This window comes from Actinomadura formosensis NBRC 14204 (genome assembly GCF_001552155.1).
GTDB classification, from domain to species: Bacteria; Actinomycetota; Actinomycetes; order Streptosporangiales; family Streptosporangiaceae; genus Spirillospora; species Spirillospora formosensis.
The window spans coordinates 23,401-36,653 of record NZ_BCQQ01000070.1 but is presented as its reverse complement, the minus strand read 5'-3'; the positions used below and the strand labels follow the sequence as shown (position 1 = coordinate 36,653).

At 72.4% G+C, this 13,253-nt stretch carries 12 protein-coding genes; 10 read left to right on the top strand and 2 right to left on the bottom strand.

Translation table 11 applies throughout. From position 1 onward, the window contains the following. Window positions 1–680 (bottom strand): nitrogen regulation protein NR(II) (locus tag AF1_RS19095; RefSeq protein ID WP_169804046.1); only part of this gene is annotated, 680 nt, incomplete at its 3' end. Between the two features lie 172 nt (window positions 681–852). Between AF1_RS19095 and AF1_RS19090 the strand changes: the two genes are divergently transcribed. The 6 genes from AF1_RS19090 to AF1_RS19065 all read left to right on the top strand — a co-directional run bounded on the left by AF1_RS19090 (window position 853) and on the right by AF1_RS19065 (window position 6,778). Continuing rightward, window positions 853–1,602: a TetR/AcrR family transcriptional regulator gene (locus AF1_RS19090; RefSeq protein ID WP_165488362.1), complete on the top strand. Its 750-nt coding sequence runs from the start codon at window positions 853–855 to the stop codon at window positions 1,600–1,602. A 340-nt stretch (window positions 1,603–1,942) separates the two neighbouring features. Next, window positions 1,943–2,584 carry a sigma-70 family RNA polymerase sigma factor gene (locus tag AF1_RS19085; protein WP_084263100.1) on the top strand — a complete coding sequence of 214 codons (642 nt, stop codon included), beginning with the start codon at window positions 1,943–1,945 and terminating at the stop codon, window positions 2,582–2,584. Between the two features lie 229 nt (window positions 2,585–2,813). Further along, window positions 2,814–3,236 carry a CBS domain-containing protein gene (locus AF1_RS19080; RefSeq protein WP_067800723.1) on the top strand — a complete coding sequence of 141 codons (423 nt, stop codon included), beginning with the start codon at window positions 2,814–2,816 and terminating at the stop codon, window positions 3,234–3,236. 74 nt (window positions 3,237–3,310) lie between these two features. Then, window positions 3,311–4,126 (top strand): ANTAR domain-containing response regulator, encoded by an 816-nt coding sequence (locus AF1_RS19075; protein ID WP_067800720.1) that lies wholly within the window; start codon window positions 3,311–3,313, stop codon window positions 4,124–4,126. A gap of 129 nt (window positions 4,127–4,255) precedes the next feature. After that, window positions 4,256–6,223: a SpoIIE family protein phosphatase gene (locus AF1_RS19070; protein ID WP_067800717.1), complete on the top strand. Its 1,968-nt coding sequence runs from the start codon at window positions 4,256–4,258 to the stop codon at window positions 6,221–6,223. 48 nt (window positions 6,224–6,271) lie between these two features. Continuing rightward, window positions 6,272–6,778: a DUF6328 family protein gene (locus AF1_RS19065; protein ID WP_067800711.1), complete on the top strand. Its 507-nt coding sequence runs from the start codon at window positions 6,272–6,274 to the stop codon at window positions 6,776–6,778. A gap of 19 nt (window positions 6,779–6,797) precedes the next feature. Here AF1_RS19065 and proS read toward each other — a convergent pair whose 3' ends face one another. Further along, entirely contained in the window at window positions 6,798–8,246 is a 1,449-nt protein-coding gene (gene proS, locus AF1_RS19060) for a proline--tRNA ligase (protein WP_242608765.1), read from the bottom strand. 57 nt (window positions 8,247–8,303) lie between these two features. Between proS and AF1_RS19055 the strand changes: the two genes are divergently transcribed. The 4 genes from AF1_RS19055 (at window position 8,304) to AF1_RS19040 (ending at window position 13,235) form a co-directional block, all read left to right on the top strand. Continuing rightward, window positions 8,304–10,004, top strand: coding sequence for a proline--tRNA ligase (locus AF1_RS19055; RefSeq protein ID WP_067800704.1), 1,701 nt, complete (start codon window positions 8,304–8,306; stop codon window positions 10,002–10,004). A gap of 53 nt (window positions 10,005–10,057) precedes the next feature. Continuing rightward, on the top strand, window positions 10,058–11,701 hold the full coding sequence (locus AF1_RS19050; protein WP_067800701.1) for an ABC-F family ATP-binding cassette domain-containing protein: 1,644 nt from the start codon (window positions 10,058–10,060) through the stop codon (window positions 11,699–11,701). 125 nt (window positions 11,702–11,826) lie between these two features. Continuing rightward, complete coding sequence (locus AF1_RS19045) at window positions 11,827–12,942, top strand: WD40/YVTN/BNR-like repeat-containing protein (RefSeq protein WP_067800697.1); 1,116 nt, start codon at window positions 11,827–11,829, stop codon at window positions 12,940–12,942. Next, complete coding sequence (locus AF1_RS19040) at window positions 12,939–13,235, top strand: MoaD/ThiS family protein (RefSeq protein WP_067800694.1); 297 nt, start codon at window positions 12,939–12,941, stop codon at window positions 13,233–13,235. Before AF1_RS19045 ends, AF1_RS19040 begins: the two co-directional genes overlap by 4 nt. Window positions 13,236–13,253 lie beyond the last annotated feature (18 nt).

Below are 13,253 nucleotides of genomic sequence, written 5' to 3'. Positions count from 1 at the left end.
GGCGCGGCCGCGGGCCTCGGCGCCGGGACGGCCGGGGCCGGCCCGGCGGGCGGGACGATCGGCAGCCGGATGGTCAGCCCGAGCGAGACGGCCGGGCGGCCGAGGCCGAGCACCCGTGCGGTGATCCGCTCGAACGCGGCCGGGGCGAGCGCGGGCAGGAGTGCGGCGAGGCGGTCGGCGAACGGGCCGGTGACGGAGTCCGGCTCGTCCGTGGACGGGGTGGTGAGGGCGGGTTCGACGCGGAGCAGCCGCATGGTGGCGGACCGGGGCGCGGTGCCGGGCCCGGCGGGGCCGTCGGGTGGGGCGAGCAGCAGGTCGCCGATGGTGATGCCGATCCCGTCCCGGCGGAGCCCGCGCAGGTCGGTGGCCAGCGCCAGGACGCTGATGCCGTGCTCGCCGCCGATCGGATAGACCCACCAGCCGACCTCGGCCGGTTCGCCGGTGTCGACGCGGGGCAGCGTGCATGCGCCGCACCAGACGTGCCCGAACGTCTCGGGCTCGAAGGCGCCGCGGTGTTCGCGGGGCAACCGCAGCAGCGTCGTGAGCGGGCGGCCCACGGCCTGGGGCGCCCCGGCCCCGAACAGTTCGGCGGCGGTGTCGTCCCAGTGGCCGATCTGGCCACGCTCGTTCAGGGTGATGGCGGTCATCCTCGCCACTCCCAGCAGGTCCGTGATGACCATGCGGTCCCCCTCCCGGGCGAAGACACCCGAAGCCCCGGCAACTCACGGTAAGTGCAACATTACCTTGCGTGAGACGGATGTGCTGGAAGTCTGCGGAAATGACTCGGGTGAGTGCTCACTCATCCATGCGCGGGTGCTAACGTCCACGGCGGAAGGAAAGGTGACACAAGGGTTGGCAGCAGCGGAACCGATGCGGGACCGGATCCTCGCCGCGGCCGTCACGGTGATCCGGGCGCGCGGGATCGTGGCCGCGACGACCAAGGAGATCGCGCGCGGCGCGGGGGTCTCCGAGGGCAGCCTCTACAACCATTTCGCGAACAAGACGGCGCTGTTCGCGGCGGCTCTGGCGGAGGTGACGGGGACGGCGCGCACGGCGATGGCGACCCTCGCCGGGTCCGCCGGGCAGAACACGGTGGAGGAGAACCTCGTCCGCCTGGCCGCGGACATGGTCCGCTTCTATGGCGAACTACTGCCGATGACCGGGCCCGTCCTGTCCGACCCCGAGCTGATCGCCTGGTTGCGCGAGAACGGCCCCGTCAAAGCGCAAAGGGAGGCCGCCGCCAAGGCGCCCGCGCGAACCAGAGCGCGAACCAGAGGCGGCCAGGACGAAACGCCACCGCCCGGGGCGCCGGGCGGTCCCCCGGCGGGCCCTCCCGAGGGCACGACGGCCGGTCCGGTGATGGGCCACACCGCCCTGATCGGCTACCTGAAGGCCGAGCAGCGCGCGGGACGGCTCACGGCGGACGCACCCGTCCCGTTCATCGCGGCGGCCCTGCTCGGAGGCTGCCAGCAGCACGCCTTCCTGACCCGGCTCGCCGGCCCGGACGCGGTGACGGCGGGCGCCGGGCTCCCGGCGGCCCCGGAGGAGTTCGCGGCGGCGCTCGTCCGCACGGTACTGGCCGGTCACCTGCCGACCCGTTGACCCGGCGCCTACCGGGATGTGACAGATGACACCCCAGGTAAGGCAACCTTTTGACCTTCTCCTTGCGTCTTACATGGCAGAAGACCACCGGCGGGTGGTAAAGCGCTCGATCGAGCAGGGCCCGCGACGTCCCGGAGTACGGGGTCGCTCTGGCCGGCGCCGACCCGCGCACCAACCCTCGGCCCACTCCCCATGCGAGGCCGAGTTCTCCTTCGAACCCGCCGGGAACGGTGGCACGTACCACTCAAGGGGGGCGGCTTCGTCCGCCCGGTCCGCGCGTGCCCCCGACCACGCGCCATGCAACCGGCCCTTCACGGGGGCCCTACCACGGGGAGCGACGATGACCGCTGTCACCACACCCGTCCGCCGCAACGCCGAGGGCGACAACGGCCGCCGCAACGCCAGCCACGAGTCGAGGAGCATCACGAACATCGAGAGCACCCGGCGCTACGAGCGGGACGTCCTGCCGCTCGCCGACCCGCTCTACGCAAGCGCCGTCCGGATGACCCGCAACACCGCAGACGCCGAGGACCTCGTCCAGGAGACCCTGGCCAAGGCCTACGTGAACTTCCACCAGTTCCAGGAGGGCACGAACCTCAAGGCGTGGCTGCACCGCATCCTCACCAACAACTTCATCAACACCTACCGCAAGAAGCAGCGCGAGCCCCAGCGCGCCGGCTCCGAGGAGCTGGAGGAGTGGCAGCTCGCGCAGACCGAGGCGTACGCGTCCGGTTTCCGGTCCGCCGAGTCCGAGGCGCTGGACCGCATCCCCGACTCCCGGGTGACCGCCGCCCTGCACGCGCTCCCGAAGGACTTCCGGGACACCGTCTACCTCGCCGACGTCGAGGGCTACCCCTACAAGGAGATCGCCGAGCTGATGGGCACCCCCATCGGCACGGTGATGTCCCGCCTGCACCGCGGGCGCAAGCAGCTCCGCGAGTCCCTGGCCGGCCACCGCGCCGCCCACACCCTCGCGGCGTAGCCCGCCGCGTCGCCGCAGCGCGACCGGACGGCAGCGTGGAGAACCTGTACGCTCTTGGGCCGAGTACGGCGATGACGACACCACGCGGTCGCGGACCGGTACCGTTTTCGCTGCTGATCGCACGAAACGACGGCCGGACCCGGAACTGTCCGAATAGGCGCGCCGACCGCGGGTAGGGCGCGCACACGGGCCGCGCGAGCCGCGGACGATTCGGGAGGATGTGCGCGCGATGCCATCGAGGGTCAGCGACGTGATGACGGCGCCGCCGCAGTCGCTGCCGCTGGACGCGACGCTGTACGAGGCCGCCCGGGTGATGCGCGACGAGGGGATCGGCGACGTGCTGGTCACCTATGCCGGACGGCTGTGCGGCGTGGTCACCGACCGCGACATCGTGGTCCGCGCGGTGGCGGAGAGCCGCGACACGGCGCTGACGCCCCTCGGCGAGGTGTGCACCGCCGAGCTGATCACGGTCCGTCCCGACGACGACACCGGAACCGTGGCGCGGCTGATGTGCGAGCAGGCGGTCCGGCGGCTCCCCGTCGTGGACGCCGAGCAGCGTCCGGTGGGCGTCGTGTCCATCGGCGACCTGGCGCTGGCGGACGGGGAGGGCGGGCTCCTCTCCGAGATCAGCAAGGCGCCGCCCAACAACTAGGACTCCCCATGAAACATCAGGGCCGCGGAGCGGGCCGGGCACCAGAACCGGCCGGTCAGGATAATCTCGTAGGGATGACGCCCACCGAAACGGTCCTGACGGACCAGCTCGCGCTTGAGATCGCCCGCCTGGGCATGGTCGGGGCGTCCTCCGACGTGGGCACCCTGCACCGGGTGACCGAGCTGGCCGCGCGCGCCGTCCCCGGCTGCGCGGGTGCGGCGAGCGTGCGCTGGGCCCTGCCCTCCGCGCGGGGGGACGGCGCGGGCTGGCCGCCGGCCGGAACCGTCCCGATGCCCGCCATGGGCCCGGACACCGTCATGGACGTCCGGGCGCCGGAGGAGGCGCGGCCGGAGCCGCTGGCCGCCGCGGCGAGCCATCCCGATCTCGCCGAGGTGACGGACCGGCAGCTGTCCCGCGGCCACGGGCCGATCTTCGACGTGGTGCGGGCCCGCCGGGCGCTGACGTCCGACGACATCCTCGCCGAGACCCGCTGGCCCGAGTCGATGTCGGACATGCTGCGCCGGGGCGTGCGCTGCTTCACTACGACCCCGCACCTGAACCCGCCGGTCCTGGTGACGCTGACGCTGTACGGGGTGACGCCGAAGGCGCTCGGCCACGGCCGGCACGCCCTCGCGTCCCTGCTGCTCGCCCAGGGCACCGCCGCCGTGTCCAACTCCCAGCAGTACGACGACGTGCACCGCACGGCCATCCAGTTGCAGGAGGCCGTGGAGGCACGCGCGGTCGTCGATCAGGCGAAGGGCATCCTGATGCACGCGCTCGGCTGCGACGCCGACGAGGCGTTCGCCGAGATGCGCCGTATCTCACAGACGCGGCATGTGAAGTTGACCGCTCTCGCCCAGCGTATCGTCGGTGATCAGGGGCTTTCCTAGGCCGTGCTTACAGACGCACGAAGGTGATGCGAATAGGCTGCTCGACAGCGGCCCCGCAGATCGTGGCCCGGCCCGGTTCGGGCGGGACCGAACTGGTTCCACCGTGTGATGCGGACGAGAGGAGACCAGATGCACGATCAGCCCGACCAGCTCGAACCCGAGACCCTGATGCGGGAGATCTCGGACCTCGAGGGACGCATCGGCGAGCTGCGCCAGGCCGCCGGCGTCCCGGAACCCGACCTGCGCGCCACCCTGGACGCCGCGCTGGTCGAGCTGGAGCTGGCGCTGACCGTGCTGCGCACGATGGGCGGCGAGCAGACCGGTGGGCAGGGCGGGTCGGCCGCGGCGGAGAACGAGCGCCGGGTGCTGCGCACCGTGTTCCAGGACGCGCCCGTCCCGCTGTTCCTGCTGGACCGCACGACGAGCGTCCGGCGGGTCAACCGGCAGGCGGCGGTGCTGCTCGGCACGTCGTCCGGCTACGTGTCGGGCAAGCAGTTCACGGCGTTCTGCGACATGGCGACCCGCGCGGCGGTGCGCTCGCAGCTGGCCGCGGTGGTCCGGACGGGGCGGCGCCGCCGCGTCAACGTCCGCTTCCTCGGCCGGGACCATCCGGTCGACGCCGTGGTGACGCTGGCGCGGGTGTGGATCCGCGGCGAGCCCGACCCGATGGTCGTGGTGGCGGCCGGGCCGACGACCACGCCCACCGATGACAAGGCCCACGACAGGGCCGCCCGGCACCAGGCACGGACGGAGCGGGGCGGTCCGGGCGACGACGAGGCCGTGGCGACGATCGTCCACCGGATGGACGTCCTCGCCACCGCGAGCGAACTGCTGCTGGACGAGCCGGTCTTCAACGAGACGGTCGCCGTCCGGCGCTGCGCCCGGCTGCTGGCCGCCGAGCTGGCCGACTGGGCGTTCATCGACCTGACCGGCCCGAACGGCGGGCCGGGCGGCGGCGCGCAGGGCGGCATCCACGCCGCGGGGGCGGCACCCGAACTGCGCCGCCAGGTGGTGATGGGCCCGGAGGACGAGCATTCGGTCGAGGCCGCGCGGATGCTGGAGGAGGTCGAGCCCGCGCACGGCACGCTCCCGCACACGGTGTTCGTCACCCGGCAGAGCGCGCTGCGCCCGCACGTGGAGGACCTCGACGTGCTCGGTGTCTGCCCGGACGGCCAGCCCGTCTGCGGCAAGATCGGCGTGACATCGGTCCTGAGCGTGCCGATCGAGGACGGCGACCGCGCCATTGGAACGATCACTTTGGCGGCGAGCGGCGAGTACGGCCCGTTCGACCTGATGGATCTCGGGGTGGTGCAGCGGCTCGGCCGGTATCTGGCGCTGGTGATCCGGGCGGCGCGGCTGTACCGGCGCCGCGCCGAGGTGGCGGACACGCTGCAGGCGGGGCTGCTGCCGAAGCGGCTGCCGGAGATCCCCGGCGTGCGGGTGGCCGCCAAGTACCTGACCTCGACGCACGGTTCGGACGTGGGCGGCGACTTCTACGACGTGTTCCGCACGGAGAGCGGCTGGGGCCTCGTCCTCGGCGACGTGTGCGGCAAGGGCGAGGACGCGGCGGCGGTCACGGCGACGGCGCGGCACTGCGTCCGGCTCGCGTCCCGCTGGAAGGCGTGCCCGGGCGACGTCCTCGGCATCGTGAACGAGGCGCTGCTGGACGAGGACCGGTTCGTCACGGCGGTGATGGCGGGGCTGACGCCGGAGACCGAACGGATCATCGTCTCGCTGGGCACCGCCGGGCATCCCCCGGCGATCGTGGTGCGCGCCGACGGGGTGATCAGGTCGGCGTCCCGCGGCGGCGTCCCGCTGGGCCTGTTCGAGGACTTCGAGGCGGGGCTCGACGCGATCGACCTCACCGTCGGCGACACCCTGGTCCTGCACTCCGACGGCGTCCTGGAGGCGTGCGACATGACCCGGCAGGAGTTCGGCCAGCAGCGTCTGCTGGAGGCGCTCGCCGCGCACGCCGGCCACACGCCGGAGGACATGCTCGCCGGGGTGGAGCGGGCGCTGCTCGACTACTGCGACGGCGACCTGCGCGACGACGTGTCGATGCTCGCGCTCCGCGTGGAGCCGCCCACCCTCGGGTAGCGCGGGAAATGCCCGGATGGTGATCGTTCGTTGGGGTAAGTCGGAGTCATGACCGTTGACCCCGCGGACAAGCCCCGTGACGAGACCGAGCACGAGCGGCTCGACCGGCAGCTGATGGAGCTTCTCCAGGGTTTCCGTGTCGCGACGACCGGTGTGCAGGTCCTTTTCGCCTTCCTGCTGACCGTCCCGTTCTCCACCGGCTTCGACAAGGTGGACGGCATCGGGATGGTGCTGTTCTACCTCGCGCTGTTCGGGGCCGCGGTCGCGTCGATCTACTTCATCGCCCCGGTGTTCCAGCACCGCATCCTGTTCCGGCTCGGGCAGAAGGCCCTGCTGATCAAACGGGCCAACCGGTACGGGATCATCGGCGCGTTCGCGCTGGCGATCTCGATCACGTCGGCGACCATGCTGATCATCGTGTCGCTGTCGGAGCGGACGGGCGCGGTGGTCCTCACCGCCGTGGGCATCCTGGGGCTGTGCGGATGGGTGTGGTTCGTCCAGCCGTACCTGACGCGGATGAGGGCGCGCGCCCGCGCGACCTCCGGGGACTCCTGATCGCGCGGGCGCTCGCGGGTCAGTACGCGCGGCCGAAGATGACGCGCTTGCCGTAGGCGGACGGGCGGCCGCACTTCACGCAGGCACCGCTCTCCTCCGGCGCGTCGGCCGGGATGACCCGCGGGGTCGCGGCGGTGTCGGCCTTGATCGCGTCCTCGCACCCGGGCTCGCCGCAGTGGAACGCGCGCGCCCACCCGGACGCGACCTGCGCGGCGAACGCGTCCCAGGCGTCCACGTCGGCGGTACCCGCCTCGCGGAACCTCTCCGCGCGGGCCAGCAGGAACGACTGGAAGTCGGCGAGCATCCCGGGCAGCAGCTCCGGCACCTTGTCGAGCGGGATCTGCTCCTTGCCCTGCCCTTCGGCGGTCGGGAGCCGCCGGGCGACGGTCGCGACGCCGCCCTCGATGTCGCGCTTGCCGAGCTCGACGCGGATCGGGACGCCGCGCATCTCCCACTCGTTGAACTTGAAGCCGGGCGACAGCTGCGGGCGGTTGTCGTCCACGTGCACCCGGATGCCCATCGACTTGATCGCCGCGCCCAGCCGGCGCGCCTCGGCGGCGGCCTGCTCGCCCTGCTCCTTGCGCCCGATCGGGACGATCACGACCTGGTAGGGCGCGAGGCGCGGCGGCAGGACCAGGCCCTTGTCGTCCCCGTGCGTCATGATCACGCCGCCGATCATGCGGGTGCTCATGCCCCAGGACGTGGTGTGCGCGAGCGTCAGCTTGCCCGCCTCGTCCTGGTACTGGATCTCGAACGCCTTGGCGAAGTTGGTGCCGAGGTAGTGCGAGGTGCCGGCCTGCAGCGCCCGGCCGTCCCGCATCATGCCCTCGATCGTGTAGGTGCGGACGGCGCCGGCGAACCGCTCGCCGGGCGTCTTCTCCCCCGCCACGACCGGCATCGCCGCGAGCTCGCGCGCCACGCCCGCGTAGGCGTCCAGCGCCCACATCGTCTCGCGCATCGCGTCGTCCTCGTCGATGTGCGCGGTGTGGCCCTCCTGCCAGAGGAACTCGGTGGTGCGCAGGAACATCCGGGGCCGCATCTCCCAGCGGACGACGTTCGCCCACTGGTTCAGCAGCAGCGGCAGGTCGCGGTGCGAGTCGATCCACTTGGCCATGTACTCGCCGATGACGGTCTCGGACGTGGGCCGCATGACCAGCGGCTCCTCCAGGTCCTTGCCGCCCGCGTGCGTCACGACCGCCAGCTCCGGGGAGAAGCCCTCGACGTGCTCGGCCTCGCGCTTGAAGTAGGACTCCGGGATGAGCATCGGGAAGCAGGCGTTGTCGTGCCCCGCGTCCTTGATGCGCCGGTCCAGGTCGGCCTGGAGCAGCTCCCACATCCGGTAACCGTACGGTCGGATGACCATCGTGCCGCGGACCGGGCCACGGTCGACGAGCTGGGCCTGTACGACCACCTCGTTGTACCAGGCGGAGAAATCCTCGCTCTGCGGCGTCACACCTTCTCGACTCACGGAGAACAAGGGTACTGACTGCCCGCGCTGAGAAGGACGTTTCGTTACCCTCGCGGGATGCGCTGGTCCCAGATGTTCGTGCCCACGCTCCGCGAGGACCCCGCCGAGGCGGACGCGCCGAGCCACCGGCTGCTGCTCCGCGCGGGCTTCATCCGGCAGCTCGCCGCCGGCCACTACTCGCTGCTCCCGCTGGCCGTCCGGGTCCGGGCGAAGATCATCCAGATCATCCGGGCGGAGATGAACGCGATCGGCGCGCAGGAGATGCTGCTCCCGGCGCTGCATCCGGCCGAGCCGTGGCAGCGGTCGGGCCGCTGGGACCTGATGGGGCAGGAGATGTTCCGGCTGCGCGACCGGCGCGGCGCCGACCACGCGCTCGGCATGACGCACGAGGAGATCTTCGCGACGGTCGCCCGGGAGCTGGGCTCGTACCGGCGGCTTCCGCAGCAGTGGTACCAGTTCCAGACCAAGTTCCGGGACGAGCCGCGCCCCAAGGGCGGCCTCATGCGCACCCGCGAGTTCACCATGAAGGACGCCTACAGCTTCGACATCGACCGTTCCGGCCTGGACGCGTCGTTCGACGCCTACCACGGCGCCTACACGCGGATCTTCGCGCGCCTCGGCCTTCCCGTGCTGGCGTGCGAGGCGTCCAGCGGCACCATGGGCGGGTCCGGCTCGACCGAGTTCATGTGCCCCGCCGACGTCGGCGAGGACCTCGTCGCCCGCTGCCCCTCCTGCGGGTACGCGGCGAACATCGAGCGGGCGACGTCCGCGCTGCCGGCCGCGTCCGACGGGCCGGGACCGGACGCGCCGGAGCGGTTCGACACGCCCGGCGTCCGCACGATCGAGGATCTCCTCGCCCATGACGCGCCCGCCGACCGCCAGATCAAGACGCTCGTCTACCTCCTGAACGGCACGCTGACGCTCGTCCTGCTGCGCGGCGACCACCCGCTCAACGAGCAGAAACTCGTGGACGCCACCGGCGCCACCGACATCCGCGCCGCCGAACCGCCTGAGATCCAGGACGCGCTGGGCGCGCTGCCGGGCAGCCTGGGCGCCGTCGGCGCGGCGCTCCCGGTGATCGCGGACGAGGCGCTGCGGGGCCGCCGCGACATGTTCACGGGGGCCGGCACCGACGACGTCCACCTGCGCGGCGTGGACGTCGGCCGTGACATCGACGTGGGCACGTGGGCGGACCTGCGCGAGGTCGCGGCCGGGGAGCCCTGCGTCCGCTGCGGGGAACCCCTGGAGATCGTGCGGGCCATCGAGGTCGGCCACATCTTCAAGCTCGGCGACCGCTACGCCCGCGCCCTCGGCGCCCGGGTACTGGACCCGGACGGCCGGCTCGTTCCGGTGATCATGGGCAGCTACGGCATCGGCGTCGAACGCGCGATGGCCGCGATCGTCGAGACCCATCATGACGAGCGCGGCATCGTCTGGCCGCTCTCGGTGGCCCCGTTCCAGGTCGCCGTCGTGCCCGCCCAGCCCGACGACGCCGGTGTGGCCGAGGCCGCCGAGGGCGTCTACGCCGCCCTCCTGCGGGCCGGCGTCGAGGTCGTGATCGACGACCGCCCCGAACGCGCGGGCGTGAAGTTCCGCGACGTGGAACTGACCGGCATCCCGTTCCGGGTCACGGTGGGCCGCCGCGGCCTGGCCGAGGGCGTCGCCGAGGTCACCGCGCGCACCACGGGCGAGACGTCGAAGATCGCCCTGGACGCGGTCGCCGCGCACGTCGGGTCGCTGCTCGCGAAAACCGTTTGACGCCCCCGGCGCGCCCTCCGGAGACTCGGAACGTCATCGAGAGGGGTTGCGCCGTGGGGCACGTCGAGGTCGGCCATATCAGCCACGTCCTGCCGGACGGCAGGACGCTGCTGGACGACGTCTCCTTCCGGGTCGGTGACGGCGTCACCGCCGCGCTCGTCGGCCCGAACGGGGCCGGCAAGACGACGCTCCTCCGCCTGATCGCCGGGGACCTCACGCCCCAGTCCGGGACCGTGGGGCACAGCGGCGGCATCGGCGTGATGCGCCAGTTCATCGGCAGCATGCGGAACGACTCGTCCGTGCACGACCTCCTGCTGTCCCTGGCGCCGCCCCGTGTCCGTGAGGCGGCCGCCGCGGTGGAGGCGGCGGAACTCGCGATGATGGAGCGCGACGACGAACCCACCCAGCTCCGCTATGCCACGGCCCTCGCGGGCTGGGGCGACGCCGGCGGCTACGAGATCGAGGTGCTCTGGGACGCCTGCTGCGTCGCGGCCCTGGGCGTCTCCTACGACGGGTGCCGCTGGCGGGAGGTCCGCACCCTGTCGGGCGGCGAACAGAAACGCCTCGCCCTGGAGGCCCTCCTCCGCGGCCCCGACGAGGTCCTCCTCCTGGACGAGCCCGACAACTATCTGGACGTCCCGGGAAAGCAGTGGCTGGAAGAGAGACTGCGGGAAACGGCCAAGACCGTCCTGCTGGTGTCTCACGACCGGGAACTCCTCGACCGCGCCGCCGACCGGATCGTCACCGTCGAGGCGGGCCGCGTCTGGATCCACGGCGGCCGTTTCGCCACCTACGCCGCCGCCCGCCGGGACCGCATCGAGCGCCTGGAGGAACTGCGCCGCCGCTGGGACGAGGAGCACGCGAAACTCAAGGAACTCGTCAACACCCTCAGGAACAAGGCCACGGTCAACGACGGGTTCGCGTCCCGCTACCGCGCGGCGCAGACCCGCCTCCGCAAGTTCGAGGAGGCGGGCCCGCCGGAGATCCCGCCCCGCGACCAGAACCTCACGATGCGGCTGCGCGGCGGACGCACCGGAAAACGCGCGGTGATCTGCGAGGACCTGGAGCTGACGGGCCTGATGAGGCCCTTCGACGCGGAGATCTGGTACGGCGAACGCGTCGCCGTCCTGGGCTCGAACGGCTCCGGCAAATCACATTTCCTGCGCCTGCTCACCGCCGTCGCCGAAACGCTCCCCCGCAGCGCGACCCCGGTGAGACCCGTCGCGCACACCGGCGTCGCCCGCCTGGGCGCCCGCGTGGTGCCCGGCCTGTTCGCGCAGACCCACGCCCGCCCCGACCTCGCCGGGCGCACCCCGTGCGAGATCGTCATGACCGAGCACGCCCGCCTCCGCAACGACGCCATGAGCGCCCTGTCCCGCTACGAGTTGAACGTCTGCGCGGAACAGCCCTTCGAAACGCTCTCCGGAGGCCAGCAGGCCCGCCTGCAGATCCTCCTGCTGGAACTGGGCGGCGCCACCCTCCTCCTCCTGGACGAACCGACCGACAACCTCGACCTGGCCAGCGCCGAAGCCCTCCAGGAGGGCCTGGAGTCCTACGAGGGAACCGTCCTCGCGGTGACCCACGACCGCTGGTTCGCCCGCTCCTTCGACCGCCACCTGGTCTTCGGCGCCGACGGCTCCGTCTACGAGTCCCCCGAACCCGTCTGGGACGAAACCCGCGTGGCCCGCCCCCGCTGAACGCCCACGCGCCCAATTCGCGTCCGCCGTGCCAGACGGCTTTGGGGCACGCGATGAGTTTCGGGCGCGGCGAGGGTCGGTATCGCCGGTGAAGCCATGCCGGACGGCTCTCGAAGGGGACAGCCATGAGCGGAGTGCGGGTACTGGTCGGTACGCGGAAGGGCGCGTTCATCCTCACGGCGGACGGCGCGCGCAAGGACTGGGAGGTCAGCGGGCCGCACTTCGGCGGCTGGGAGATCTACCACGTCGCGGGGTCGCCGGCCGATCCGGCGCGGCTGTACGCGTCGCAGTCCACGGGCTGGTTCGGGCAGGTGATCCAGCGTTCCGACGACGGCGGCGCCACCTGGCGGCCGATGGGCAACGAGTTCCGTTACGAGGGCGTGCCCGGCACGCACCAGTGGTACGACGGCACGCCCAGGCCGTGGGAGTTCAAGCGGGTCTGGCATCTCGCACCGTCGGCGGCAGATCCGGACACGGTGTACGCCGGGGTCGAGGACGCCGCCCTGTTCCGCTCGGTCGACGGCGGCGCGTCCTGGCGGGAGCTGCCGGGGCTGCGCGAGCACGGCTCGGGGCCGTCCTGGCAGCCGGGCGCCGGCGGGATGTGCCTGCACACCATCGTGCGCGACCCCGCCGACGCCGCGCGGATGTTCGCGGCCATCTCCGCGGCGGGCGTGTTCCGCACCGACGACGCGGGCGAGACGTGGCGGGCGATCAACCGGGGCCTGCGCTCGGCGGGCATCCCCGACCCGGACGCCGAGGTCGGCCACTGCGTGCACCGCCTCGCGATGCACCCGGCGCGTCCCGAGGTGCTGTACATGCAGAAGCACTGGGACGTCATGCGCAGCGACGACGCGGGCGAGACCTGGCATGAGATCAGCGGCGACCTGCCGAGCGACTTCGGTTTCCCGATCGCGGTCCACGCGCACGAGCCGGACACCGTCTACGTCGTCCCGATCAAGAGCGACTCCGAGCACTACCCGCCGGAGGGACGCCTGCGCGTGTACCGCAGCCGTACCGGCGGGCACGAGTGGGAGCCGCTGACCACGGGGCTGCCGCAGAGCCACTGCTACGTCAATGTGCTCCGGGACGCGATGGCCGTCGACTCGCTCGACTCGTGCGGCGTCTACTTCGGCACGACGGGTGGCCAGGTGTACGTGTCGGCGGACGCCGGGGACACCTGGGCGCCCATCGTCCGCGATCTGCCGGCCGTGCTGTCGGTGGAGGTCCAGACGCTGCCATGATCCGCGTCGTGCTGCCCGCACACCTGCGGGTCCTCGCCGGCGTCCGGGGCGAGGTCGAACTGGACGTTCCCGCGCCGGTCACGCTGCGCTCCGTCCTGGACGCTCTGGAGACCCGCCACCCGGTGCTGCGCGGAACGATCCGCGACCACGCCACCGGGCGCCGCCGGGCGTTCGTCCGCTTCCACGCCTGCGAGGAGGACCTCTCCCACGCCCCTCCCGACACCGTGCTCCCCGTCCCGGTCGCCGCGGGCGCCGAGCCCTTCCTCGTGGTGGGCGCCATGGCCGGCGGCTGAACCGCCGTACGCCGGCGG